Raw genomic sequence first — 25,938 nt, forward strand, 5'->3', positions numbered from 1 at the left:
GCGCAGAGCCTGTGGTGCCTGTGTTCTGGGATGATTTTGCCGCAAAGGCCTCTCACATCTCTCAATAAGTATAGAATTTTCATATGGTCTGTCAGTGGGTTAATGCGGCTGAATGGCGTAAGTGATTTGTGCTGTCGGCAGAGGCATGTCTTCTTATGGTGTGCGCTTCAGCGGCTGTCTTGCAGAATTCTCTACTGCATAGCCCGCTTTTCTTCTCACAGTTTGCACTGTATCACAGAGCAAAAATTCCGCAGTGAGGGTGTTTGACTTTCTTTTGTTCATAAAGTAAGTATGAATTAACGTCGTTATTACTGCTGCTGAATCAACCTGCCAGGACATGCAGGTGTCGCGATGAAGGGATGCCAGTCATCTGTTGGAGAAACCGAGCATGATGTGTGATTCAACCAAACGTCCGTCCCGTATGAAAAGCTCACTGCGCAGTGTGTCGCGTCTGGTTTCAGCCGGGATTTTGCTCGGTGCGACCCTGGCGACGGCACAAGCGGTCACGCTGAACGAATGGGATATTTATAACTATCCGCAGCAAACCGAAGCCGTGGATGAAGCGGTTAAAGCGTTCCAGCAGAAGAATCCGGGCATTACCATCCAGCGCTCGGTGCACTCTTTTGAAGACACACGCATTCCACTGAAGCTGGCGCTGACTGCCGGTGATGGCCCGCAAATCGCGCAGGTCAATCAGGGCGGTGGCGATATGGGTTCGCTGGTGAAAGACAAACTGCTGTGGCCGCTGGACGATTATGCCAAAACTTACGGCTGGACCACGCGCTTCCCGGATTCGATCCTCAAGCGTAACCGCTGGTCTGATAAGCAAGACTTTGGTAGCGGCAAACTGTATGGCGTGGCGAGTCTCGGTGAAATGGTGGGTCTGTATTACAACAAGGCGCTGCTGGACAAAGCGGGTGTTGCGATACCGAAAACCCTGCCTGAACTGGAAGCGGCAATGGAGAAACTGAAAGCCGCGGGTACGCCGCCGATGATGCTCGGCCTGCTGGATGGCAATATGGGCCAGCAGTTGCTGAGTACGGTATGGGAAGCACAGATTGAGAGTAAAGATCGCAAAGCCCTCGACGATCTGATTTACGACGTCGGCGGCACCTTCAAAGACGACAAGCTGGTGAAAGCGGCGAGCATGATGAAAAGCTGGAAAGACAAAGGCTACTTCTTCCCTGGCTTCGAAGGCATTGGCCATGATGATGCGGCCACGCTGTTCCAGAATGGTCAGGCCGCGTTCCTGGTGAGCGGCACCTGGTATCTCGGCCAGTTTAAAGACAATAAAGATGTGCACTTCGCGGCGATGCCGATGGGTGAGGGGGTACAGCATGCGCTAATGGTGGGCGGTACCGATCTGGCGTTCTCGATCACCAACACCGCGAAAACCAAAGAGCAGCAGGATGCGGCGGCCAAATTTATCGACTACATCGTTTCCGATGAGATGGCTAACCGCTGGTTGAAAGTGGGCTTCCTGCCGGCGGGTACCAGTAAGAATGCACAAATCCCTGCGGATAACCCGTTGCTGGCGGAGACGTATCAGGTATGGGTGACCCTCAACGAGCATGATGGCCTCGGCCATTATCTGGACTGGGCCACGCCGACCATGAATGCTGAGCTGAATCAGAACGTGCAGCTGTTACTGGCCGGAAGACAGACGCCGGAGCAGATGGTCACCAATTTCGACAACAACTATCAACGTTACCTGAAAACCCTGAAGCACTGATGACGTCCGGCCCGACAGCAATGCCGGGCCGTGAATTAGCCTGCAAGCGAGTAAGGTTATGCTGAACAAATCTGCCTGGCGCAATGCGCTCTATCTTCTGCCTGCCGTACTGGTCTATGCGGTGTTTTTACTCCTGCCGCTGCTGGCCTCGCTCGGCATCAGTTTCACCGAGTGGGATGGCACCTCCTTGCCGATTTTCACCGGTATCAGCAACTACGTGCGCATGTTCCAGGATCCGGTTTTCTGGGTGGCGCTCGGTAACAACGCGCTGCTGATGTTGTTTTACACCTTACTGCCGATTGGCGTCGGTCTGCTGTTGTGCAGCTTCCTGTATGAAACGCGCAACGGCAAAGAGCGCAGCGTATTGCGTATTCTGTTTTTCCTGCCTTACATCATGCCGATGGCGGTATTGGGCGTGGTGTGGCGCTGGCTGTATAACCCCGCGTTTGGTCCTATCGATCAGTTCCTGCGCGCGATTGGCTTGCCGCAGTTGGCTCTGTCGTGGCTGGGGGATTTCACCTGGGCGTTACCGGCCGTGGGTTTTGTCGCCACCTGGTATTTCTTTGGATTCTGTCTGGTGCTGTTTATGGCTGGATTACAGCGCATGGATCCCTCGCTATTAGAAGCCGCCGATTTGGATGGTTCTTCACGGCGTCAGAAGTTTATGCGTATCACGCTGCCCTCACTGCGCCCGGAACTGCGCATTGCACTGCTGCTGACGGTGATTGCCAGCCTGAAGGCCTTCGATCTGGTGTATGTGATGACGCAAGGTGGGCCGGGCACCTCGACCATGGTGACCAACATCTTTATGTATAAGCAGGGCTTTGATCTGCACTACTTTGGCTACGCGTCTGCGGTTGCCGTGTTCAGTATGTTGATTGTGCTGATGATCAACGCCTGTATTCATTTTGCTATTCGGGAGCGTCACTGATGCGCGGTACGCCTGTTGTCTCACGCGCACTGATTTGGATTGTCGCGCTGATGACCATCCTGCCGTTTTTAATGGCGCTGATGACTTCGTTCAAAACGCAGATGGAGCTGTTTCAGGGCGTGTTCACGCTGCCTTCATCGCTGAACTTTAAAAATTACGTGACGGCCTGGCAGCAGGGGCACTTCAACGTCTACTTTATGAACTCGGTGCTGGTAGTGATTCCGGTGGTAATCAGCAGCATTTTGCTAGGGATTCTGGCGGGATTTGGTTTTGCCTGGCTGAAAATCCCTGGTAAGAAGGTGATAGCGGCGATGCTGGGTCTGGGCATGGTGCTACCGAGCGAGGCTTTCATTATCCCGCTCTACCACGAACTGCGCTGGATGGGGCTGACGAACACGTATCTGGCGCTGATCCTGCCACAAATTGCCTTATCACTGCCGTTTACCACGTTGATGATTGCCACTGCACTGCAACAGGTGCCACGTGAACTGGTTGAAGCGTCAGTGATGGATGGTGCATCCCGGCGCAAAATCCTGTGGGGCATTCTGGTGCCCGCCATCTGGCCCACGCTCTCAACGCTGGCGCTGCTGCTGTTTATCTGGACGTGGAATGAGTTCCTGATTCCGCTGATTCTGGTCAACAAGGATGAACTGCGCACTTTGCCAATCGGCATGATGTTTTTCCAGAACAAAAACACCATTGATATTCCAGTGCTAATGGCGGGCGCGATGATTGTGATCATGCCGCTGGTGGCGGTGTTTCTGGTGTTCCAGCGCAAGTTTATCAGCGGAGTGACGGAAGGGGCGGTGAAGTAGGGGTGCGCCAGAGCACGACTCTGTGAGCACCTGCAACTGCGAACATTACAGGCCGTGGCCATTGGGGCGCCCGAGTTGATAGCGGGCGCATCCGTTAAGCCTATTTACAGCGCTGCTGCGATCGCCGCACCCAACTCTTCCGTTGAGGCGCTGCCGCCGAGGTCGCGCGTCAGGTTAGAACCGGCGGCCAGGGTGCGCTCAATGGCATCCAGCACGGCGGCACCCGCTTCGGCGTAACCGAGGTGCTCCAGCATCATCGCACCACACCAGATCTGTCCAATCGGGTTTGCCACGCCTTTGCCCGCGATATCCGGCGCTGAGCCATGCACCGGCTCAAACAGGCTCGGGAATTTCCCTTCCGGGTTGATGTTCGCGGAGGGCGCAATACCGATGGTGCCGGTACAGGCCGGGCCGAGATCCGACAGAATGTCGCCAAACAGGTTGCTGGCCACCACCACATCAAACCAGTCCGGATGCAGCACGAAGTTCGCGGTCAGAATATCGATATGATACTTATCGACTTTCACTTCCGGATAGCTCTGTGCCATGGCTTCAACGCGGCTGTCCCAATACGGCATGGTGATAGCAATGCCATTGGATTTGGTGGCAGAGGTCAGGTGCTTTTTCGGACGCTTCTGCGCTAACTCGTAGGCAAACTTCAGGATGCGATCGACGCCGACGCGCGTCATCACCGTCTCCTGAATCACCACTTCGCGGTCGGTGCCAGGGAACATGGTGCCGCCGACGGACGAGTACTCGCCCTCGGTATTTTCACGCACCACGTAGAAATCGATATCGCCGGGCTGACGATTGGCCAGCGGCGCTTTGACGCCCGGCATCAGGCGAACCGGACGCAGGTTGACGTATTGATCAAATTCGCGGCGGAACTGCAGCAGAGATCCCCACAGCGACACGTGATCCGGTACCACATCCGGCCAGCCCACCGCGCCAAAATAGATGGCATCAAACTGGCTGAGGGTGGCGAACCAGTCATCCGGCAACATCTTGCCGTGCTCTTGCCAGTATTCAGCGCTGGCGAAGTCAAACCATTGCCACTCCAGAGAAATATCGAATTTCTTTGCCGCTGCATCCATTACACGGATGCCTTCTGGCATCACTTCTTTGCCAATGCCATCGCCAGGGATGACGGCGATTTTGTAGGTTTTGCCGCTCATAGGGTTCTCACAGGTTGCTGTTGATGTTCTGAACGCAGTATAACCATGCATCACCGGGAAATAATTAGCCTGAGCGGCAAGCCAATGTTGAATAAAAGTAGAGAATCGCGCACTTCGACTGATGATCTGGCCTTCTTTGTGCGCGTCGCCGCGCTGGAGAGTTTAACCGCTGCGGCGCGTGAGCTGGGGTTGTCGCTGCCCGCCGTCAGCAAACGTCTCAGCCACCTTGAACAGCGTCTGGGGGTGCAACTGCTTAAACGCACCACGCGGCGGCTGGAGCTCACCGCTGAAGGAAAACGCTATCTGGAAGGGGCTCGCCCTTTGCTCGATCAACTGGCGGAGCTGGAGGAGTCGGTCAGCAGCCAGGCGGCGGTGCTGCGTGGCAGCCTGAACATCAACGCCTCGTTTGGATTTGGACGCCGCCATGTTGCCCCTTGCGTGTCGCGCTTTGCGGCGCTGCATCCTGAAGTCTCGTTATCACTACAGCTCAGCAGCCAGCCACTGAATTTCATCGATTCACACATCGACATTGATATCCGCATAGGCGAACCGCCCGATGCGCGACTCATCGCGCGCAAGTTACGCACCAATCCACGCGTGCTATGCTGCGCCCCGATTTATGCGCAACGTCACGGCCTGCCTGACAGTATTGTGGCGCTGGCGCAGCACAACTGTATTTTGCTACGCCAGTACGAAAGCGATTTCGCATTGTGGCGATTGAGTGATGGCCAGCAGCAGGTGACGCAAAAAGTGCAGGGCAGCCTGATCACCAACGATGGTGAAGTGGCGATGCAGTTAGCGATGGATGGGCACGGCATTTTGTTGCGATCCTGGTGGGATGCCCAGCACATGATTGAGCGTGGCGATCTGCTGCATATACTGCCAGCGTGGAGCAGCGTGGACGGGGATATTTTTGCGGTGTGGCGGCCGCAGCGTCAGTTACCTGCCCGCATTAGCGCCTTTGTGGATTTTTTGCAATCCGACTTGTAACTATTAAGTTATTTTTGATTATTTATAATCATCATTGACTGTTTGTGAGCATGATCAAACAAATCATTGGCTGATTAGCCTATAAATTGCCCTGCTTATGCGTGAATTCATTCTCATGTGAGTGAAATAAATCAATGAGCATAAACAGGGTTGCCTTTGTGCTTAGACACTAAAATAACAAAACAGGCAACCTCATTAACGGCAAGCGTGAAGCCCAGCGCAGGCCACGACCCTACGTTATCAATGAGGCTAAAATGAAACAGTTTTCTGCAGAAGGGATGATGATTATTGTCGGGATCGTCATCGCGTATATTCTGTTTACCACCTGGCTGACCTGGCGCCTGCGCAGTAAAAACAGCGGCGACTTTATGGCGGGATCCAACGTGATGCCGGCTTTTGTTGTGGGTGTGATGTTAATGTCTGAGTACATTGGCGCAAAATCGACCATTGGTACCGCCCAGGCGGCGTTTGAAGGTGGGTTTGCCGCATCCTGGTCGGTGATTGGTGCCGCGATTGGCTTCCCGCTGTTTGGATTCCTGCTGGTTAAGCGTATTTATAACACCGGAAAAATCACCATTTCGGGTGCGATTGCTGAACGTTACGGCAACTCAACCAAGAACATCATTTCCCTCATCATGATCTATGCGCTGCTGCTGGTGAACGTGGGGAACTATGTGAGCGGCGCAGCGGCGATCTCGACCGTGTTGAACCTCGATCTCACCACGGCGGCCGTTATCACCGCAATCGTCAGTACCTTCTACTTTATGTTCGGTGGCATGAAGGGCATTGCCTGGGTCACGCTGCTGCACAGCGGACTGAAATATATCGGTATCCTGATCATTCTCGGCGTCGCACTGCATATGACCGGCGGCGTTAGCCCGATGATCAAAGAGATGCCGCATTTCTACTGGACGTGGGACGGTAATATCGGGGCCAGCACCATATTTGCCTGGATGATTGGCACCATCGGTTCGATTTTCTGCACCCAGTTTGTCATTCAGGCCATTGCTTCCACCAAAAGTGCCGCATCCGCTAAGCGTGCAACCTGGGTTGCCTTCTTCTTTTGCATGCCGATTGCGATTGCCATTGCGTTGATTGGCGTGGCGGCGAAGTACCTGCATCCGGATATCAAAAGCCTGTATGCACTGCCGGTGTTTCTGCAGGATATGAGCCCATGGCTGGCGGGGATTGTGACCACCTCGCTGGTGGCCTCCATCTTCGTCAGTGTCAGTACTGTGGCGCTGGCGATTGCCTCGCTGGTGGTTAAAGATTTCTATGTGCCGTATCGCAACCCGACGCCAGAGCGTGAATTCCGCATGACGCGCTGGTTGTCGCTGCTGATTGGTTTCCTGCCGTTAATTCTGGTGCTGTTCGTCCCCGAGGTGCTGAAGCTCTCCTTCTTCACCCGCGCGATTCGTCTGTCGATCTCGGTGGTGGCGATTATTGCCTTCTACCTGCCGTTCTATAAAAGTACCCGAGGGGCGAATGCCGGTCTGATTGGGGCTTGCGTGGTCACCACCGTCTGGTATCTGCTCGGCGATCCGTTCGGCATCAACAATATGTACGTGGCGTTGATTACGCCTGCAGTGATCATGGTGATTGATCGCCTGATCCCTTCGGTACAAACGCACGACAAAAAAGCACCAAAATCTTCAATGCAAAACAGTGGAGCCTGAAATGACCGATTCAACGATTACCGTCGAACGTAACGGTAACCTTCATCCGCACGCGCAGGATGCGCAGCAGCTCACGGCGATGCTGCCTTCGGTCTGTCCGCAGAATCATGCCGCTAATCTGCTGCCGCTGCCCAACGGTGATCTGCTGTGTGTCTGGTTTGGTGGTACGCAGGAAGGGATTGCCGATATCTCCGTGTGGTGCTCGCGCCTGGAACAAGGCGGCAGCCAGTGGAGTGAGGCGCAGAAACTTTCTGATGATTCGACGCGCTCTGAGCAGAACCCGGTGCTGTTCCTCGATCCTGACCAGATATTGTGGCTGTTATGGACAGCGCAGAAGTCCGGTAATCAGGACACGGCGATTGTGCGCTATCGCCAGTCACGTGATTTTGGCCGCAGCTGGAGCGCCATCGACACGCTGCTCGATCAACCCGGCACCTTTATTCGCCAGCCGATTACGGTGTTACCGAATGGCAACTGGCTGTTGCCGGTGTTCTATTGCCGCACTCAGCCGGGCGTAAAATGGGTCGGTAATGATGACATTAGCGCGGTAAAAATCTCCAGCGATAAAGGCAAAAGCTGGCGCGATGTGGCGGTGCCGGATAGCCTCGGCTGCGTGCACATGAACATTACTTTATTGCAGGATGGCAGTTTACTGGCGCTGTATCGCAGTCGTTGGGCAGACTTTATCTACCAAAGTCGTTCTGTAGACGGTGGTGAAAGCTGGAGTGCGCCGGCGGCGACGGAACTGCCGAACAACAACTCCTCAATTCAGGTGACCACGCTGAACAACGGCCATCTGGCGCTGGTGTTCAACGCCATGAGTGCCAAAGATGCCAGCGAGCGTCGCCTGTCGCTGTATGACGAAATCGAAGATGAGGATGAGGATGACGATGTGGCGGTGGCCGCTGAACCGGTGGTGCATAGCGGACGTACCGCGTTCTGGGGCGCACCGCGTGCACCGATGACGCTGGCCATCTCCCCGGATGGCGGCCAAAGCTGGCCGTGGCAGCGTCATCTCGATGAAGGCGACGGCTACTGCATGACCAACAATTCGCAGCAGAAGCTCAACCGCGAGTTCTCCTATCCCAGCATCAAGCAAAGTGAGGACGGCGCACTGCATATCGCCTACACCTATTTCCGTCAGGCGATTAAGTACGTCCGCGTTAACGAAGCGTGGGTGAGGGGCGAAAAATGAGTCGACACGCGCTGGTCACGGGTGTCAGTTCAGGTATTGGCGCGGCGATTGCCGATTATCTGCTGGCGCAGGGCTGGCAGGTGACGGGGTTCAGTCGCACACTGGTCAAGAAAGATCATCCGGGCTTTACCTCGGTGAGCGTAGATCTGTTCGATGCCAGTTTGCTGAAGCAGGCGCTGGCCGCTTTGCCAAAGGTGGATGCGCTGGTGCATGCCGCAGGCATGATGGCGGCAGCGCCGCTCGGCGATCTCGATGAGGAGCAGAGCGCGCGCCTGTGGTATCTGCATGTGCAGGTGGCGCAGATCATGGCGAACGCGTTGCAGCCGCAGATGACGCAGGGCGATCGTATTTTGCTGATCGGCAGTCGCACCTCACGCGGCGCCGCTCATCGCAGCCAGTATGTCAGCACCAAAGCGGCAATGGTTGGGATGGCGCGCAGTTGGGCGGCTGAATTAGCGCCGCAGGGGATCACCGTGAATGTGATCGCGCCCGGTGCCACTGAAACGCCCATGTTGCTGCAACCTGGCCGTGCCAGTTCACCACCCAAGCTGCCGCCCATTGGGCGCTACATCAAGCCGGAGGAAGTGGCGGCGCTGGCGGGTTTTGTGCTGTCCCCCGCTGCTGATGCAATAACCGGGCAGGAATTGGTTATCTGCGGTGGAGCGTCGTTGTAGATAGCGATTCGTGTTGTTATCCGCAGCTGATGCAATCACCGGGCAAGAGTGAATGATTTACGGTAGAGCGTCATTGTAGATGGCGGTCAATATACTCCCCCTCATCCGTCTTCCCTGAATCCCGTCCGGGATTCAGGGAGTGTTGGTACGAGAGCGGGTGGGCTAAAGGAAGCACATGAGCCCTTTTTAACCTATCTCCCTCGCAATGCCGTGACATCCACCTGCCAGACATTCAGTTTGTTATACAGCGCGGTACGTGAAATCCCCAGTTGCTGTGCTGACTGGCGCAGGTTGCCTTTCTGCTCACTCACCACCTGCAATACATGCTGACGCTCATTTTCCTGCAATGATGTTAAAACGCTGGATTGTGGCGGCGAGACGCGCTGCGTCATCTCTTCCGGCAAATCCGGCTTGCCAATCTCCAGCCCTTCACACAAATTCACCATGCGTTCGACCAGGTTCTCCAGTTCACGCACGTTGCCCGGCCAGTGCCACGTCTGCAAGCAGTGCATGGCTTCAGACGACACCTGCGGCGCGATACGTTTCAAGCGGGTACAGAGCGCCTGAATAAACGTATTCACCAGACCTGGAATATCTTCCTGACGTTCTCGCAACGGTGGAATGGCTAATGAAATCACGTTAAGACGGTAATACAGGTCGCGGCGAAAGGCGCCTTTTTCCACCGCATCCAGCAGATTACAGTGGGTGGCGGCAATGATGCGCACATTGACCTTAAGCGGATGCGCGGCGCCAATACGCACCACTTCACTCTCTTGTAATACGCGGAGCAGGCTGGTTTGCGCCTCCAGCGGCATTTCGCCAATTTCATCCAGAAACAGCGTGCCGCCATCCGCCAGCTCGAATTTTCCCGCGGAGCCGCCGCGCCGGGAACCGGTGAATGCGCCATCGACATAACCAAACAGTTCGCTCTGCACCAGGTCACGCGGCAGGGCGCCGCAGTTGAGGGCGATAAAGGGTTCCTGATGTCGTGGGCTGGCGTTATGGATCGCCTGCGCGAACAACTCCTTGCCGGTGCCGCTTTCACCGCTTAACAGCACGGTGCTATCTGTGCGGCTGCTGGCGCGTGCCTTCTGAATGGCTTGCTGCACGCGCGGAGCGTGGCCGCGGATCATCTCAAAGGTATAACTGGCGCTGACGCCCATTACCTGCCGCGTAATCGCCCGGATGCGCTGGTTCTCGCGCAGAGACAGCACACGTCCACCATCGGGTGCCGGCATCAATGAAATCAGACAGGAGAGGGGCTGCACGCCGTCCGGGATAAACTGCAACTCACGGTCATTACAGAATGGCATGGTCAGCAGCGATCCTCCCTGGGGTTGCAGTAACACATCAATCGGCCCGGCTTGAGGATCGAGACCACTAAAGATCTGCCGCGCATAGCGGTTTAACGTTTTGATCCGTCCGTGGCGATCGCAGACGATCACGCCCTCATTCAGGGTTTCCAGGATCGACTGTTGTTCTGCCAGCAAACTGCGCAACATTAATTGTTGTCCCACCGCTTCTGCAGCGGCCTGTACCGTGCCGAGCGTGTGGGCATTGAAATTATCCGGCGTGGCAGTGAGCGTGAGCACGCCGAGCAGTTGGCCGCTGGCATCTCGAATCGGCGCGGCTGCGCACTGGTAGTGGCGCTTACGCAGATCGATCTTCCAGTTTTCACCGCTTAACACATACACCAGCCGTTGCTCAATCAGGCAACGTGCCGTGCAGTTGGTGCCGAGCACCTCTTCGCTCAGGATGCTACCAATCGGCGTCAAATCAGCGCCGCAAAAATGCAGCGTGACACCTTGCGCGTCGGTGAGGTTGATATGGCCATCCGGGTTATAGGCCAGCAGGTTTTCCATTACGTTACGCGCCACCGCAATCAGCTCGGCATTGTGCGCCAGGATGGCCTTCAGCTCATCCGCAGGAGGCGAAGTGTAGATGAAGGTGTGTGGATCGATGGCGCGCTGCTGCGATCGCTGCCATGACTGCAAAATACTGCGCCGCATCCAGCCCGGTTGTTCCCCCCGGACAAAGCTGTGCCAGCCCTGCCAGAGCAAGGTATCCCATTCGCCCGCTTCAGCCCCTTCCGGCAGGCTGAAAATCGGGTCGCTTTCATCTTTAAACGGCAAACGTTCGCTGGCGCGCATCAGAGGCTCCTGGTCAATCTGGAATGTCCATTTTATTGACATGTGAAGTTGACATGTAAAGTTTATGACCAATTCAAAGCGCAACGCTGTGTGGTTCCTCACATAAATTGCCCCTTTTTAGTTGGCATCTGGATTGCAATGAAATGCCTATCTCACCTGTCCCGAACGGACATATCCAAAACAGTAAGGAATGATTTATGACATTTCATCTTCAACCGGTACGTGTTGGTCTGATTGGCGCAGGGCGAATGGGCAGCTTCCACGCCGAGAATCTGGCATATCGCGTCCCCGGCGCCACGCTGGCAGCCGTCGCCGATCCGCAGCCCGGTGCAGCGGAAAAGCTCGCCAGCAAGCTGGGTGTCGCGAAAGCCTATAGCGATTTGCATGCGCTGCTACTCGATCCTGAAATTGATGCGATTGCCATTGCGGCGCCCGCTCGCACCCATGCCGAGTGGGTGATTGCCGCTGCGAATGCCGGTAAGCACGTATTTTGTGAGAAGCCAATGGCGGTCACACTGGAGGAAGCTGACCGCGCGATTGCCGCCGCCAAAAGCGCAGGCGTAGTGTTGCAGGTGGGCTTTAATCGCCGTTTCGATACGGGTTTTGCGGCGGCGATTGCGGCAGTGAAGGCAGGCGAGAACGGTATTACGCAATTGAGCCGTTCTGTAACGCGCGATCCGGCGCTGCACGATCCGTCGCGCATCCCGCAGTGGACCATTTATCTCGAAACGCTGATCCACGATTTTGACACCCTGCTGAATTTCAACCACGGGGCGAAGCCGGTGGAAGTGTATGCCATCGCCGATGCGCTGGTGCGGCCGGACTTCAAAGATAAAGGCTTACTGGATACTTCGGTGGTGACCATTCGCTTTGATAACGGAGCGATTGCCATCGCAGAGGCCAACTTCCAGGCGGTGTACGGCTACGACGTGCGCGGCGAAGTGTTTGGCAGTAAGGGGATGTTGCAGGCGGGCCATATCACCTCTTCTAACTGTGTGCGCTACAGCGCCAGCGGCATCAGCATGGAGACCTCGCGCATGGATTCGGATCTGCTGCGCGATGCCTATGTGGCGGAGATGATCGAATTTGCCCGCTGTATCCGCACCGGCGAAACACCGCGTGCCACCGGCGAAGACGCGCGCAATGCGCTGGAGATTGCGCTGGCCTGTATTGAATCGGTCACCCACAACCTGCCTGTCAAAGTAGGAGCGCGCTAATGGCTGCTTATCAACTCTCGGTTTGTGCCGAAATGGTGTTCCTCGATCTGCCATTTGTTGAGCGTGTGAAACGCATTCACGCGCTGGGGTTTGGCGTTGAAATCTGGGGATGGGCCAATAAAGACATTGATGCGTTGGTGGCGACCGGTGCGCGATTCACCTCCATGACCGGTTATCTCACTGGCAATCTCACCGATGATGACGAGATCCAGCAGCTCTTACAGAGTGCCGAAGCCTCGCTGGCGGTGGCTGAGCGGCTTAACTGCCCAGGGCTAAATCTGCACGGCACCGGGCTGGATGACAAAGGCTTGCCGGTCAAACCCGTGGAAGTGGTAACCGGTGCGATGTGGCTGAAAGCGGTCGATACCTTGCGCAAAGTGGCGCAACTGGGCGAACACGCCGGGCGCGTGTTCACCCTGGAAAACCTCAACCTGCCGGTCGATCATCCCGGCACCCCGTTCGCGCTGGCCGCCGATACCCTGGCGCTGGTGGAAGCGGTCAACAGCCCGGCGCTAAAGATGAATCTCGACCTTTACCATGCGCAGATTGGCGAAGGCAATTTGATTGAGCTGATCCGCCGTAGTGGTTCCGCCATTGGCGAAGTTCAGGTGGCGGATGTACCGTGTCGCCAGCAGCCGGGCACCGGCGAGATCAACTATCGCGCTATCGCGCGTGCACTGCAGGAAGTGGGTTACAGCGGTACGGTGGCGATGGAGGGCTGGGCCAGCGGTGACAGCACCGCCGCGCTAGAGCAGTTCCGCGATCACTTCACGATTTAAGCGTTTTACCGCCGGGTATTTGCCTGTTGCCCGGCGTCATAACAATAAAACCTCAACCTACAGGAATCACCTCATGAACATCCGAAACATCGTGCTTTGTCTGTGCTCGCTGCTGCTGAGTTTGAGCGTCAGTGCGAAAACCTTCACCGTCGGCGTTGCGCTGGCCAACTTCGACCTTAACTTTGTCTCGATTCTGCGTACGCAGATGCAGGCAGAGCTAAAAGCCAATCAGCTCAACGGCCAGTTCGTGGATGCCAAAGGAGATGTGGCACTGCAAGTACAGCAGGTTGATGATTTTATTAACCAGGGCGTGGACGCCATCATCCTTAATCCCGTCGATACGCAGGGCGTGTTGCCGATGATCACCGCCGCGAAAAACGCCAATATCCCGCTGATTTTCGTCAATCGTAAGCCAGAAGTGAAACTGCCGGGCGACATGGCTTATGTGGGTTCTGACTCTGCATTGGGCGGGGAAATGCAGATGGAAGCGTTAGCGAAGAAGATGAATTACAAAGGCAATGTGGCGATTCTGATGGGCGCACTGTCCAATGAAGAGGCGCGCGAGCGCACCCGTGCGGTCGAAGCGGTGATCGCCAAATATAAAGACATGAAAGTGATTGAGAAGCAGACCGCCAAGTGGCAGCGCAATGAAGCCGTGGATGTGGTATCGAGTTGGTTGCTGAACCAGCGTCCGATCGATGCGATTGCCGCTAACAATGATGAAATGGCGATTGGTGCCATCATGGCGCTCAGTCAGGCGAAAAATGAAAAAATTCTGGTCGCGGGAATCGATGGCACGCCTGATGGACAGCAGTTTGTGAAGAACGGCAAGATGACACTGACCATTTTCCAGGACGCTAAAGGTCAGGCAACCGGTGCAGTACAGGTGACGAAGGCACTGCTGGATAAACAGAAAGTGCAGGAGTACAACTGGGTGCCGTATCAGACCATCACTCCGGAAAACTACGCGCAGTTTGCTGCAAAGTAAGTTGAGCGTCATGGCACAGGCGCACGACGTTGCGCCTGTGCTGCCCGGGAAATCATCGCATTCAAGTGAACCTGCTCACATCCTTCTCTTTCAATTATTCACGGTCCTAAACTTTCCCATTAACGCGCCGATAATTTCACCACTCAGTCTGAGCACTTTGCCCTGACGTTTGGGCATCTTAATCAACCTCTGGTGTGGAAAATTGCCATGATCGCAACGCCCTTGTCAGGCCCGGATGCCGCGCCGGTGGAGATGGTTTCGCTGCGACGTATTGCACAGCGCGCAGATAGCCTTGCGGTGATCCTCAACTGGGGATTGTGGCCGATTGCACTCGGCGTTGGGTGGATGAATGACAGTTTAACCGTAGCGCTGATTGCTGGCCTTGCGTTGGCACTGCTGTCGACCTTCTTTGGCACCGTCCTGCGCGGCACGCTGACTTCAAGGTTGGTGCTCTCAGCCCTGTTGATCGGCTGGGCAGGTTTACTGATTCAACTCGGCGGTGGTGAAACCGAATATCACTTCTCAGTATTTGTGTTGATGTCGGTGCTGCTGGCGTGGCGCGACATCCGTCCACTGATCATGGGCGCGGCGGCAGCGGCCACGCATCACATTCTGTTTAATTATCTGCAGGAAAACGATCTTTTCGGCGTGGTGGTGTTCCATCATCCGGGCTGGGACATGGTGGTGTTTCATGCCCTGTTTGTGGTGGCGCAGACCGCCATCTTGCTGGTGATTGCGCGTCAGATGGCCGCCGATGCACGTTCCGCGAGTGAAGTCGCGGAGCTAGCCTCACGGATCAATCAGCAGGCCGGGTATCTGACGCTGAATGCGGATAGCCAGCAGAGTGAAAGCCCGTTCGCCCGCACCTTCAGTACCACGTTGGGCACCATGCATGGCACGCTTCATCAGGTGAGTCTCGGCGTGAGCGCCTTGTTGACGGAGTCTGAAAGTATATTGCAACGCAACGCTGAACTGTCGACCCGCACCGATGAACAGGCGCAGGCACTGGAAGTCGCGGCCAGTGCGATGACGGAAATCAGCATTGCTGCCAGCTTAACGCGTGACAAAGCACAGAGTGCAAGCGAACTCGCGCGGGATGCACGTGCGGTGGCCACGCACGGAGAGGAAAATATACAGTCGGCGATGAGCTCAATGGCGAAAATCAGCGAAGAGTCACAGCGGGTGAAAGTGATTTTAGCATTGATCGACGGCATCGCTTTCCAGACCAATATTCTTTCTCTGAATGCTTCAGTAGAAGCGGCGCGCGCCGGCAGTCAGGGGCGTGGTTTTGCCGTGGTGGCAAGCGAAGTGCGCAATCTGGCGATGCGCAGCGAGAATGCTGCGCGCGAAATTCGCCAACTGATGGATGCCAGCAGCCTGAGCACCGAACATGGCACCGTGCAGATTGAACATGCTGCACAGACCATGCGTGATATTCACAGCAGCATCAGCGGATTGTCACAGCTGGTCACCGAGTTGTCTGAGATGAGTGAACAGCAGAATTTGAGCATCGAGCAGATTCAGCAGAGCATCAACAGCATCGATCACAGCGTGCATCACAACGTTCAGCACGTGGCGGAAACCTTGCAAGTGGCGCATCAGCAGCAACAGCAGGCGAATCGGTTGCAGCAGGCGATTGCGCTATTCAGACTGGATTGATCGGCGAGACGAGCAAATCTCGACCTCTCTGGCTGGCAGGGCGCACCGATTGAAGTGCGCCCCTGTTGGCAGATTAAGCCACACCCTTGACCAGTAACACGCGATAGTTCGCGCCTTTGACCCGATGGGCTTTCGCTTCCTGATACGCCGGGCTGTGGTACCAGGCTTTTGCTGCATCAATATCCGCAAATTCCAGCACCACTACGCCTTCCGCCTCACGGCCTTCCAGCACTTCAAGATCGCCATAAAATGCCAGCGGCGTGATCTGATGATCGCCGCGTGCCTCACCGGCTTTCTGCGCGTAGGTCGCCAGCTCATCTTTATCCAGCGTTTCGTCTTTAATCATCACCACATAAGCGGCCATTACTGCTCTCCTCGCGCCTGACGTTTGTCTTCGGTGTTGGTATCGAAATCAGAGGCATCGTGGCGTTCCAGCAGTTGATCCTGTGGTTCGGCACCAAATGCCTTATTCACTTTGCGACCCCGAATCACCGCTGGACGCTCAGCGATCTCTTTAGCCCAGCGCACCACGTTTTTGTACGACTGCACATCAAGGAACTCGCCGCCGCCATAGATGTTGTTCAGCACCAGGTTGCCGTACCACGGCCAGGTGGCGATATCGGCGATGGTGTATTCCTCACCGGCGAGGAAACGGTTATTGGCGAGCTGACGATCCAGCACATCCAGCTGACGCTTGGCTTCCAGCGTGAAGCGGTTGACGGCGTACTCGATTTTTTCTGGTGCGTAGAAATAGAAGTGACCATAGCCGCCGCCAAGGTAAGGCGCAGAGCCCTGCAGCCAGAACAACCAGTTCAGGGTTTCGGTGCGGCCTGCAATATCCGCCGGGATGAAGTGACCAAATTTCTCGGCCAGATACAGCAGAATGTTGCCTGATTCGAACACGCGCAGCGGTGGCGTGACTGAGTGGTCACTCAGTGCCGGAATTTTGGAGTTCGGGTTCACGTCAACGAAACCGCTGGAGAACTGATCGCCATCACCGATGCGAATCAGCCAGGCATCGTATTCGGCTTCTTTTGCCCCGACGGCCAGCAACTCTTCCAGCAGGATGGTGACCTTCTGGCCGTTTGGCGTCCCCAGTGAATAGAGTTGCAGCGGATGTTTGCCCACCGGCAGGGTCTTCTCATGCGTCGGCCCGGCGAACGGACGGTTGGTTTTTGCGCCGTTACCTTTGGCTTCCGGGTCCCAGGTCCAGACTTTCGCGGGCTGATACTGATTTTCCGACATAATGATTTCGCCTTGTTGTGATTGCGTTTTTTGCTGCTACTGAGTGTAGCAGCGACAGATGAAGGCGATTTAACCGCGCTGGCGGTGAGATGCAAAGTGTGATTATGCGAAGTTCTCTTGCGTAAACAGCATAAAGTCGACTTTGCCGGACTGGTAGGTGTCAGGCTGTTCACCCTCTTCGAGATGTTTTAGCAATAAGGTCAGCGCCAGCTGAGCATGGCGCAGGGTGTTTTGATCGAGTGTTAGCGTCAGCACGCGCTTCTCAAAAAGCTGGCGCGTGGTGGCATAAAGTTCATGCGTCACGTACACCACTTTGCCGCCGAGTCGATGGCGCGCCAGCGCTTCGTGAATCTGCGTATTGCCGAGGCCGGTGTTGTAGAGTCCGACGATATTTTGCGATCCGGCCAGGGTTTTCTCCAGCAGACGGCTGATGCGATCGCGTTCATCCTGACCGGCAAGAATTTCCCGCAGACGCAGCTGCGGGAAACGCTCCGCCAGCACGGCTTGAAAACCTTCAATGCGCTGACGATGTGCTGAGTAATCTGCGCGACCACTAACCAGCACCACATCGCCCGGTGCATTGATCATACTGCCAAGCATCAACCCGGCGGTGCGTCCGGCTTTGTATTGATCGATGCCGACATGACACAGGCGTGCCGCATTGGGCAGGTCCGTCACCATAGTGATCACCGGTACGCCGCGCGCCTGACACGCCGCTAAGGCATCATAAATCAGCGGATTTTCATGGGCGAAAACGATCAGCGCATCCATTTTCTTACTACTGGCCGCAATGTGTGCCGCCAGCTTCTCGGGGGCGTTTTCCGGGATCAACGTGCGATGCAGGCGCAGTCGACGATAGCCCAGCTCATCAGCCAGTCGGGCAAAGTCCTGTGCCAGCTGCTGGAAGAAGAACGAGCCGTTGCCGCTGAGCAGCACTTCGATCTGCCAGCTATGGCGATGCTCCTCTGGCAAAATACGCTTCAAACCCGCATCCCGCGCCGCCTGCAGAATTTTTTTTGTCATCGCCGGGGACACACCACCGCGATCGTTGAGTACCCGATCAACCGTGGCCACGCCCACGCCTACTTGCTTCGCCAGCTCCGCCAGCGTCAGTGCTTTCATCTGAGGTAATTCCATCAAAAACCGCGTACAGCTAGCCTGCCAGAAAGCGCTATTTTGACAACATCGGCTATTCCGAAGTGTGAACAAAAGGAGCGTTAAAATGCGGACTCCGCAACGTTTTGCCTTGATTGGCAGTGGATTTATCGGCCAGGTGCACGCTGCCAACCTGGCGGCGCATCCTGGCGTTGAGCTGGCGCTGGTGTGTGACATTGATGCGTCACGTGCCGAAGCGGTGGCACAGCGCTATGGCGCAAAAGCGGCCAGCGTGCAGCAGGCGCTGAGCAGTGATGGGATCGACGCGGTGCTGATCGCCAGCGCTACGCCAACCCATGCCGAACTGTTGGAGCAGGCAGTGCTGGCGGGCAAAGCGGTGTACTGCGAGAAACCGATCGACCTGTCGTTGCAGCGCGCGCGGGAAGTCGTGGAAAAAATCTCACCGGTGCAGGTTCCCGTTACCGTCGGCTTTAACCGTCGTTTTGACCACAGTCATCAGCAACTTAAATCCCAGCTGAAACAGGGGCTGATTGGCCGTACCGAGCTGATTCAGATGGTGTGCCGCGCGTCAGAACTGCCGCCAATCAGCTATCTGCAAGCCTCTGGCGGTCAGATGCGCGATCAGGCGATTCACTTTTTCGATCTGCTGCGCTGGCTGACAGAAGATGAAGTCAGCACCGTTGGTGCACTGGGCGCGGCGCTGGCGATGCCGGAGATCCGCGATTTTGACGTTGATACCTCGGTGCTAATCATGCGCATGCAGCAGGGCGCGCTGGCGCAGTTGGATAACACCCGCCGCACGGCTTACGGCTACGACGAACGCATCAGCGTGATGGGCAGTGAAGGGATGTTGGCTTCAGAGAGCCAGTCAGCGCGGGGTGCCACACTTTATCAGGGCAAAGGCATCACTCAGCCCGGCTTGTATACAGACTGGTTTAGTCGGGTGAAAGAGACCTACTACACCCATCTGGATGCGTTTGTACGCCACATCGGCGGAGAGAAAATCGAAGGGCTGCCGGGATTGATCGACGGTCTGCGCGCGCAGGCGATTGCCGAGGCGGCACAGTTATCGCTGACGCGAGGTGAATTTACAGAAGTGGAGTGGGTAGCCATTTGATGGCAGGGCGCGGCACACTGGCCGCGCCTTCAACTTTATTTCAGCAGCTCACGCTCAATTAATTCACGTGTTTCCACCGCTTGATATTTCATCTTCTCAGGATAGCCAAACAGCGCCGCCGAGATAATCGACTCTCCCCCGACTTTATAGGTGCGGTTGGCGAAATCCATCTCGCGCAGCGCTTCAAACAGCGCATCGAAGTTCACTTCCCCTTCACCCACCGCCACGTGCTGGTGGATGGTGGCGTCGACACCCGGGGGGTTGACGATATAGCGGCAGTGCTTGGTGTGGTTCATGGTATCGGCAATCAGCATATGCGACAGATCGTCGCCCGCGTAGTGCAGCATGTTTTTCACATCACCCACGCCTTTGTCGTAATAGAAGGTATGAGGCGCGCTGTAGATGTATTTAACGTTGTCGCTGCGGAACGATTTCACGATATCCGCCGTTTCGTTGCTTTGTTCGCAGAAATCCCACGGATGTGCCTGAATTTCGACGCGGATACCTTCACGTTCGATAATCGGTAATAACTCATCCATCGAGCGATAGAACATCTCTTCACAAATCTCCGGCTCGTTCGGATTGCCTGAGAGTTCGGTATTGATCACCTGCACGCCCATCTCGACGGCGATCTCGATCATGCGTTTCCAGTTCTTCACCGCCGCCTGACGACGCAACTCGTCCGGGCCTGACCAGCGATAAACCGTGATAAACGATGAGATTTCCACGCCAGTGGCATTCAGCGCATTTTTGTATTCGCGCATGATTTCCCTGCTGGCTTTAGGGTGTTTATAAAACGGATTGATCTGTGGATGGGGCGATTGTTCGATGTACTTGTAACCCCATTCGGCCACCTGATGCACCATGCGCGTGATGCCCATTTCTCTGATGACATCTACATCAAAAGCGATTTTCATATTGTTCTCCTGATCGTTAAGCGGTGCGCTCTTCATTAAACACCACACCGATCTGCTTCCTGACTTCATCCATGGCGTGCAGCGTGGCCAGTGAGGTGGCCAGCGGACGGACAGGCGAATCAAGCAGCCCCTGGTGGATACACCAGGCGGTATGTTCGATTTCATGACAGAGCTGAATATAGCGATTAGTTGGTTCTTCCCAGCGCAGCGTATGGCGGCCATCGCTGGAAGTGAGACGGAAATTGCCCGGCGCATAGAACTGGCCGTCGAGATAAAGCGTGGCATCACGACCGGCGATCACGGCAGTGCCCGGTGTGTTGCTGAACAGCGTGGTGTTGAGCACTGAGTGCATGCCGCTGCCGTGGGTCAGCAGCATTGATGTTTGCCCATTCACACCGCCAGGTGCAGGCTGGCCTTGCGCCACAACACTATCGGGTGCGCCGCCGACCAGCACGCTGAAGCCGATCAAATAGCTGCCGAGATCCAGCATCGGCCCGCCCGCCAGATCGAGATTGAAAATGCGGTGATCCTGGGTGAAATATTCACCATGATCGGCGATCAATGTATGAACATCTCCTAACGCGCCATCGGCCAGCAATTGACGGATCACATCGTATTTCGGCGCAAAATCACACCACATCGCTTCTACGCACAAGCGTTGTTGTTTGTGCGCTTCCTGCTGTAACTGCAACGCCTGCTGTGCATTGAGCGCCAGCGGCTTTTCAATCAGCACATGCTTGCCCGCTTGCAGCGTGCGCAGCCCATCAGGAAAGTGATGATTGTGCGGTGTGGCTATATACACCACATCAATGTCCTGGCGGCTCAGCAGTGCGTCAAGGCCTTCAACGGCGTGCGGGATATCCCATTTGCTGGCAAAAGCTTGTGCTTTCTCCAGACTGCGTGACGATACGGCCACCAGCTGTTGCTGAGTATGATGACGCAACGCATTGGCAAAGTGGTCGGCGATCCAGCCGGGTCCAACAATGCCCCAGCGCAGCGCGGGGATCTGGTTTTCAAGGGGACGGCGAGGTGCAGGTAGGGTCTGAGGGAACATATCATCTCCGTTATTATTGAGTCGTTCATGTGCCGGGAGCCGATAAGGCAGATCGCTTTCACTATAGAAAGGCGCGACCGCCGCCTCTATGGATTTACTGATGCAAATCCATCAGCCCTCACCTCTGTCCTCGAACAGGAAAATATCAAACATTTATTCCGGTAGTTAATTTAATGAAATGAATCATTTCATTTTTGCGATAACGATCAAATTACTGAGAGATTCTCTATCAAATATTGAGATTTGATGACGATTTACTCCGCAATGTCTTCGCACTCCCGGTCCATTTCGGGCATTATTTTGATAACTTACTATCAAACTGGAATCTGTTGATGAGCAAAATCACCATGAACGCTATCGCCAATGCGGCTGGCGTTGGCGTCGCCACGGTGGATCGGGTACTGAATCGGCGGGCTCCGGTTCGAGCGGCCACCGAGCAGAAGGTGTTAGAAGCTGCCAACCGACTGGGTTATCGCATGGCGCCGGTTATGCCTGTCAGCGCTGAGTCGCAGTCCGCGCACGTGACGCTGCGCATGGGTTTTGTGCTGCTATCAAAATCATATTCGTTCTATCACTCGCTGACAGATGCCCTCAGACAACAGACGCAACCGTTGCATCCTGCGGGCAGTGAGCCACGGTTTTACTGGCATGACATTGATGATGTGGCAGCTGTGGTGGCCTCACTGCACAAGCTGGCGCAAGAGGTGGATGTGATTGGCTTAGTCGCGCTGGATCACCCACTGATCCGCCATGCCATCGAGCAGATATCACGCCAGGGCGTGCGGGTTTACGCCCTGTTCTCCAACTTCTCGCCCTGCGGACATGCGGGGTATTTCGGGTTGGATAATCAGAAAGCCGGACGCACTGCCGGTTGGGTGGCCTCGCATTTGCTGCATCAGCCGGGATCGGTGGGCGTGCTGGTGGGCGACCATCGTTTTACCTGTCAGGAGAGCTGCGAAATCAGCTTCCGCTCCTATCTGCGCGAGCAGGACAGCACCCGACGCGTATTAGAGCCGCTGAAAACCCATGAGTCGATTGATGGCGGCTATCACGCCACGCGTCAGTTGCTGGAAGAGCATGCCGATCTCGCCTTAATCTACGCGCCCTGTGGCGGTATTGAAGGCGTGATTCATGCGTTACGCCAGCAGCCGCAGCGCAAGGTGGCGTTAATCTGTCACGGCCCGGTGAAAGAGGGCGAACTGGCACTGATTGACGGCACAATCACCGTGATGATTCGCCATGAAATTGAGGAAATGGTGCGGCAATTTGTCCGCACGACTCAACAAACTGTCGAATCAGGGGAGCATTTCTCTCAGGTCACGCTGCCGTTTGAGATCATCACGCGTGAGAATCTTTAGCCTCTAAGCACCGAAATCTGGCGACGCGATGAGAAGCGTCAGCCTGATTCGCTCTCCGGCTGGCTGACCGGGAATGCGTTGGCAGTACTTGAGTGGTTGGCCTGAAAGTGGCGCCAGCTATGAATTTGATAGATTATCTATCATTTTAATGATAAAAAATAACATGATCGCTATCAAAAAATGAATGTTTCATGATTGCTGTGGGTGAAATTTTTATTTGATACTTGCGCTATCCAACACCGCAAGGAACGATCATGACGATTCACATTGCTAATGCGCCCTGCAGCTGGGGTGTCGACGATCCTAAAAACCCTTTCCTGCCGCCCTGGCAGAAAGTCCTGTCGGAAGCCGCTCAGGCCGGATACAAAAGCATTGAGCTGGGTCCGTGGACCTATCTGCCGACCGATGCCGCTGAACTGCGTCACCAGCTGGAAGCCCATCAGCTTTCACTGGTGGCGGGCACGATCTTTGACGATCTGGTCAGCGAAGCCAATTTCCCGGCGATGGTTGAACTGACACACAACATCTGTCGCAACCTGTCGCAGGTTCCTACTGCCGAGAAAACCCACGCGGATAATCTGCCCGCACCTTACCTGGTGATTATCGATTTCGGTAACCCTGAGCGTGCCAGATTTGCCGGGCAGTTAGATAAAGCGCCGCGCCACTCCAGTGAAGAGTGGCAGCGCATGATGCAGCACATCACCACCCTGAGCCAGATTGCCTGGGATGAGTATGGCGTGCGCGCGGTGATCCATCCGCATGCGGGCGGCTGTATTGAGTTCGCCGACGAGCTGGAGCAACTGGTGCAGGACATTCCACACGAGGTAGCCGGTTTGTGTCTCGACACCGGGCATCTCTACTACTCCGGTATGGATCCGATCCCTTATCTGAGCCGTTACTGGGATCGCATCGATTACCTGCATTTTAAAGATGTGAATGACGCAGTCTGGCGCGATGTGATTGCGCGTGGCGTGGACTTCTTTGCCGCCTGCGCCGAAGGGGTGATGTGCCCGATTGGCAAAGGCGCGATTGATTATCCGGCAGTGCGCGCGTTTCTCGCTGAGCGCAACTATCAGGGCTGGATCACCATCGAGCAGGAGCGCGATCCGCGCAACGCCGACACTAGCCTGCGCGACGTCACTGCCAGCCTTCACTACCTGCAATCGGTCGGATTCTGAGGAGATCATCATGATTAACGGCATTAAAGCTCTGGATCGTTCACTGCGCTGGGGCATGGTGGGCGGCGGCGGTACCAGTCAGATTGGCTACATCCATCGTTCATCGGCACTGCGTGATGGCAACTTTGTGTTGCAGGCGGGCGCATTTGATCTTAACGCCGAACGCGGTCGTGCGTTTGGCGTATCACTGGGCGTCGACGCAAATCGCTGCTATCCGGATTATGAAACGATGTTTGCGGCGGAAGCGGCGCGTGCAGACGGCATCGAAGCCGTTTCGATTGCCACGCCGAACAATACCCACTTCATCATTTGCCGTGCGGCACTCAATGCCGGTCTGCATGTGGTGTGTGAGAAGCCGCTGTGCTTCACCACGGAAGAAGCGGACGAGCTGGAAAAACTCTGCGCCGAGAAGAAGAAGATCATCGGTGTGACTTACGGTTATGCCGGCCATCAGCTGATCCAACAGGCGCGCGAGATGATCGCGGAAGGGCTGCTGGGTGAGATCCGCATTATCAATATGCAGTTCGCGCACGGTTTCCATAACGAAGCGGTCGAACTGCAAAACGAAAGCACCAGGTGGCGCGTCGATCCACGCTTTGTTGGCCCCAGCTATGTGCTGGGCGATCTGGCGACGCACCCGCTGTTTATCGCCGAAACCATGGTGCCGAAACTGCAGGTGAAACGTCTGTTGTGCAGCCGCCAGAGCTTCGTGAAAACCCGTGCGCCGCTGGAAGATAACGCCTTTGTGATGATGGAGTACGACAACGGCGCGGTTGGCACCATGTGGGCCTCGGCAGTGAACTGTGGCTCGATGCACGGCCAGAAAGTGCGGGTGATTGGTGAGAAGGCCAGTCTGGAGTGGTGGGATGAGCAGCCGAACCAATTGCGCTATGAAGTGCAGGGTGAGCCGCTGCAGATTCTGGAGCGTGGTATGGGCTATCTGCACAAAAGTGCGCTGGCTGATGACCGTATCGGCGGCGGCCATCCGGAAGGGCTGTTTGAAGCCTGGTCGAATCTCTATCGCCGTTTTGCGCTGGCGATGGATGCCACCGATCGCGGTGATGAGGCGTTTCTGGCTGACTTCTGGTATCCCGATGTGCATGCCGGATTGATGGGCGTGCGTTGGGTAGAGCAGTGCGTGAAGTCAGCGGATGCCGGTGCGGTGTGGGTGGATTGCTGATTGAGATGAAGTCAACAAACCGGTCGGCGGCTCTGCCGACCGGGATGCATCAATGCGAACGCAAATCGCTCAGGAAGCGCTGGGCACGTGGGTGCTGCGGTTGGGTGAAGAACTTCTCTGGCGTCGATTTTTCCAGAATTTGCCCCTGATCCATAAACCAGATGGTGTCCGCCACTTCACGCGCGAAATTCATCTCGTGCGTCACGCACATCATCGTCATCCCTTCCTGCGCCAGGCTGCGCATCACCGATAACACTTCACCGACCATTTCAGGATCGAGTGCCGAGGTCGGTTCATCAAACAGCATCACCGGCGGCTTCATTGCCAGCGCACGTGCAATCGCCACGCGCTGCTGCTGGCCGCCAGACAACTGCGCCGGATAGGCGTCTGCTTTGTGTGATAAGCCAACGCGCTCCAGCAACTCACCCGCTTGTTTACGCGCTTCGGCACGCTTCACGCCCAATACTTTCATGGGTGACATCATGATGTTCTCTGCCACCGAGACGTGGGGGAACAGGTTGAAGCTCTGAAACACAAATCCAATGCGGGTGCGTAGATGGTTGAGGCGTGTACTGCTGCCGTGAATGTCGGTGCCATCAAACACGATCTGGCCATTATCAATCGGTTCCAGGCGATTAACGGTGCGGATCAAGGTGGATTTCCCCGACCCGGAAGGACCGCACACCACCACCACTTCACCGGTATTGATTTCGGCGCTCAGGTCAGTCAGCGCCTGATACGCGCCGTACCATTTGTTGACTTGGTTAAACATGATCATCGGGCTCATAGTGG

23 protein-coding genes are annotated in these 25,938 nt (G+C 55.7%); 15 read left to right on the forward strand and 8 right to left on the reverse strand.

From position 1 onward, the window contains the following. The first annotated feature begins 388 nt into the window (after window positions 1-388). Genes QMZ65_RS21725 through QMZ65_RS21735 form a run of 3 tightly spaced genes read left to right on the forward strand, consistent with a single transcriptional unit; the run spans window position 389 to window position 3,478 of the window. Window positions 389-1,732: an extracellular solute-binding protein gene (locus QMZ65_RS21725; RefSeq protein ID WP_097118990.1), complete on the forward strand. Its 1,344-nt coding sequence runs from the start codon at window positions 389-391 to the stop codon at window positions 1,730-1,732. Window positions 1,733-1,790: 58 nt separating this feature from the next. Further along, entirely contained in the window at window positions 1,791-2,663 is an 873-nt protein-coding gene (locus QMZ65_RS21730) for a carbohydrate ABC transporter permease (protein ID WP_038643559.1), read from the forward strand. Further along, window positions 2,663-3,478 carry a carbohydrate ABC transporter permease gene (locus tag QMZ65_RS21735; RefSeq protein ID WP_034826777.1) on the forward strand — a complete coding sequence of 272 codons (816 nt, stop codon included), beginning with the start codon at window positions 2,663-2,665 and terminating at the stop codon, window positions 3,476-3,478. Before QMZ65_RS21730 ends, QMZ65_RS21735 begins: the two co-directional genes overlap by 1 nt. 104 nt (window positions 3,479-3,582) lie before the next feature. On the opposite strand, the gene QMZ65_RS21740 is transcribed toward QMZ65_RS21735, so the two are convergent. Then, window positions 3,583-4,653 (reverse strand): tartrate dehydrogenase, encoded by a 1,071-nt coding sequence (locus QMZ65_RS21740; protein ID WP_097118991.1) that lies wholly within the window; start codon window positions 4,651-4,653, stop codon window positions 3,583-3,585. 84 nt (window positions 4,654-4,737) lie between these two features. On the opposite strand from QMZ65_RS21740, the gene QMZ65_RS21745 reads away from it, so the two are divergent. From QMZ65_RS21745 to QMZ65_RS21760, 4 genes are all read left to right on the forward strand, one after another. Continuing rightward, the gene (locus QMZ65_RS21745; protein WP_283216671.1) at window positions 4,738-5,643 is read left to right on the forward strand and encodes a LysR family transcriptional regulator; all 906 of its coding nucleotides are present in this window, start codon (window positions 4,738-4,740) and stop codon (window positions 5,641-5,643) included. Between the two features lie 254 nt (window positions 5,644-5,897). Continuing rightward, window positions 5,898-7,319 (forward strand): sodium:solute symporter family protein, encoded by a 1,422-nt coding sequence (locus tag QMZ65_RS21750; protein WP_097118993.1) that lies wholly within the window; start codon window positions 5,898-5,900, stop codon window positions 7,317-7,319. A gap of 1 nt (window position 7,320) precedes the next feature. After that, the gene (locus QMZ65_RS21755; RefSeq protein WP_283216672.1) at window positions 7,321-8,514 is read left to right on the forward strand and encodes a sialidase family protein; all 1,194 of its coding nucleotides are present in this window, start codon (window positions 7,321-7,323) and stop codon (window positions 8,512-8,514) included. After that, the gene (locus tag QMZ65_RS21760) at window positions 8,511-9,188 is read left to right on the forward strand and encodes an SDR family NAD(P)-dependent oxidoreductase (RefSeq protein ID WP_283216673.1); all 678 of its coding nucleotides are present in this window, start codon (window positions 8,511-8,513) and stop codon (window positions 9,186-9,188) included. Before QMZ65_RS21755 ends, QMZ65_RS21760 begins: the two co-directional genes overlap by 4 nt. Window positions 9,189-9,379: 191 nt before the next feature. Here the strand turns inward: QMZ65_RS21760 and QMZ65_RS21765 are convergent, their stop codons facing one another. Further along, window positions 9,380-11,338: a sigma-54-dependent Fis family transcriptional regulator gene (locus tag QMZ65_RS21765; RefSeq protein ID WP_176505789.1), complete on the reverse strand. Its 1,959-nt coding sequence runs from the start codon at window positions 11,336-11,338 to the stop codon at window positions 9,380-9,382. Window positions 11,339-11,535: 197 nt separating this feature from the next. Between QMZ65_RS21765 and QMZ65_RS21770 the strand changes: the two genes are divergently transcribed. From QMZ65_RS21770 to QMZ65_RS21785, 4 genes are all read left to right on the forward strand, one after another. Then, entirely contained in the window at window positions 11,536-12,555 is a 1,020-nt protein-coding gene (locus QMZ65_RS21770; protein ID WP_283216674.1) for a Gfo/Idh/MocA family oxidoreductase, read from the forward strand. After that, window positions 12,555-13,334, forward strand: coding sequence for a TIM barrel protein (locus QMZ65_RS21775; protein ID WP_283216675.1), 780 nt, complete (start codon window positions 12,555-12,557; stop codon window positions 13,332-13,334). Before QMZ65_RS21770 ends, QMZ65_RS21775 begins: the two co-directional genes overlap by 1 nt. A gap of 73 nt (window positions 13,335-13,407) precedes the next feature. Next, entirely contained in the window at window positions 13,408-14,322 is a 915-nt protein-coding gene (locus tag QMZ65_RS21780; RefSeq protein ID WP_034826747.1) for a substrate-binding domain-containing protein, read from the forward strand. Window positions 14,323-14,529: 207 nt separating this feature from the next. After that, entirely contained in the window at window positions 14,530-15,981 is a 1,452-nt protein-coding gene (locus tag QMZ65_RS21785) for a methyl-accepting chemotaxis protein (RefSeq protein WP_160834337.1), read from the forward strand. A 73-nt stretch (window positions 15,982-16,054) separates the two neighbouring features. Here the strand turns inward: QMZ65_RS21785 and QMZ65_RS21790 are convergent, their stop codons facing one another. From QMZ65_RS21790 to QMZ65_RS21800, 3 genes are all read right to left on the reverse strand, one after another. Continuing rightward, window positions 16,055-16,345 carry a DUF1330 domain-containing protein gene (locus tag QMZ65_RS21790; RefSeq protein ID WP_034826742.1) on the reverse strand — a complete coding sequence of 97 codons (291 nt, stop codon included), beginning with the start codon at window positions 16,343-16,345 and terminating at the stop codon, window positions 16,055-16,057. After that, a complete protein-coding gene (yghU, locus tag QMZ65_RS21795) occupies window positions 16,345-17,226 on the reverse strand; it encodes a glutathione-dependent disulfide-bond oxidoreductase (RefSeq protein WP_038643540.1) in 882 nt (293 codons plus the stop codon). The genes QMZ65_RS21790 and yghU overlap by 1 nt, the downstream gene beginning before the upstream one ends. Window positions 17,227-17,328: 102 nt before the next feature. Then, window positions 17,329-18,348 carry a LacI family DNA-binding transcriptional regulator gene (locus QMZ65_RS21800; RefSeq protein WP_283216676.1) on the reverse strand — a complete coding sequence of 340 codons (1,020 nt, stop codon included), beginning with the start codon at window positions 18,346-18,348 and terminating at the stop codon, window positions 17,329-17,331. 100 nt (window positions 18,349-18,448) lie between these two features. Here QMZ65_RS21800 and QMZ65_RS21805 point away from each other — a divergent pair, with 100 nt between their 5' ends. Beyond that, window positions 18,449-19,459, forward strand: a complete 1,011-nt coding sequence (locus QMZ65_RS21805; protein ID WP_283216677.1) for a Gfo/Idh/MocA family oxidoreductase — start codon at window positions 18,449-18,451, stop codon at window positions 19,457-19,459. Window positions 19,460-19,494: 35 nt separating this feature from the next. On the opposite strand, the gene QMZ65_RS21810 is transcribed toward QMZ65_RS21805, so the two are convergent. Both QMZ65_RS21810 and QMZ65_RS21815 read right to left on the reverse strand, forming a co-directional pair. After that, a complete protein-coding gene (locus QMZ65_RS21810) occupies window positions 19,495-20,376 on the reverse strand; it encodes a sugar phosphate isomerase/epimerase family protein (protein WP_034827178.1) in 882 nt (293 codons plus the stop codon). Window positions 20,377-20,392: 16 nt separating this feature from the next. Further along, window positions 20,393-21,430 (reverse strand): Gfo/Idh/MocA family protein, encoded by a 1,038-nt coding sequence (locus QMZ65_RS21815; protein ID WP_283216678.1) that lies wholly within the window; start codon window positions 21,428-21,430, stop codon window positions 20,393-20,395. Window positions 21,431-21,762: 332 nt separating this feature from the next. Between QMZ65_RS21815 and QMZ65_RS21820 the strand changes: the two genes are divergently transcribed. The 3 genes from QMZ65_RS21820 to QMZ65_RS21830 all read left to right on the forward strand — a co-directional run bounded on the left by QMZ65_RS21820 (window position 21,763) and on the right by QMZ65_RS21830 (window position 25,146). Next, window positions 21,763-22,788, forward strand: a complete 1,026-nt coding sequence (locus QMZ65_RS21820; protein ID WP_097119002.1) for a LacI family DNA-binding transcriptional regulator — start codon at window positions 21,763-21,765, stop codon at window positions 22,786-22,788. Between the two features lie 254 nt (window positions 22,789-23,042). After that, window positions 23,043-23,966 carry a TIM barrel protein gene (locus QMZ65_RS21825; RefSeq protein WP_283216679.1) on the forward strand — a complete coding sequence of 308 codons (924 nt, stop codon included), beginning with the start codon at window positions 23,043-23,045 and terminating at the stop codon, window positions 23,964-23,966. A gap of 10 nt (window positions 23,967-23,976) precedes the next feature. Then, the gene (locus QMZ65_RS21830) at window positions 23,977-25,146 is read left to right on the forward strand and encodes a Gfo/Idh/MocA family protein (RefSeq protein WP_283216680.1); all 1,170 of its coding nucleotides are present in this window, start codon (window positions 23,977-23,979) and stop codon (window positions 25,144-25,146) included. Between the two features lie 49 nt (window positions 25,147-25,195). Here the strand turns inward: QMZ65_RS21830 and QMZ65_RS21835 are convergent, their stop codons facing one another. After that, on the reverse strand, window positions 25,196-25,933 hold the full coding sequence (locus QMZ65_RS21835; RefSeq protein ID WP_045816006.1) for an amino acid ABC transporter ATP-binding protein: 738 nt from the start codon (window positions 25,931-25,933) through the stop codon (window positions 25,196-25,198). Window positions 25,934-25,938: the final 5 nt, after the last annotated feature.

This window comes from Pantoea sp. EABMAA-21, assembly GCF_030053335.1.
Taxonomy (GTDB): Bacteria; Pseudomonadota; Gammaproteobacteria; order Enterobacterales; family Enterobacteriaceae; genus Pantoea; species Pantoea communis.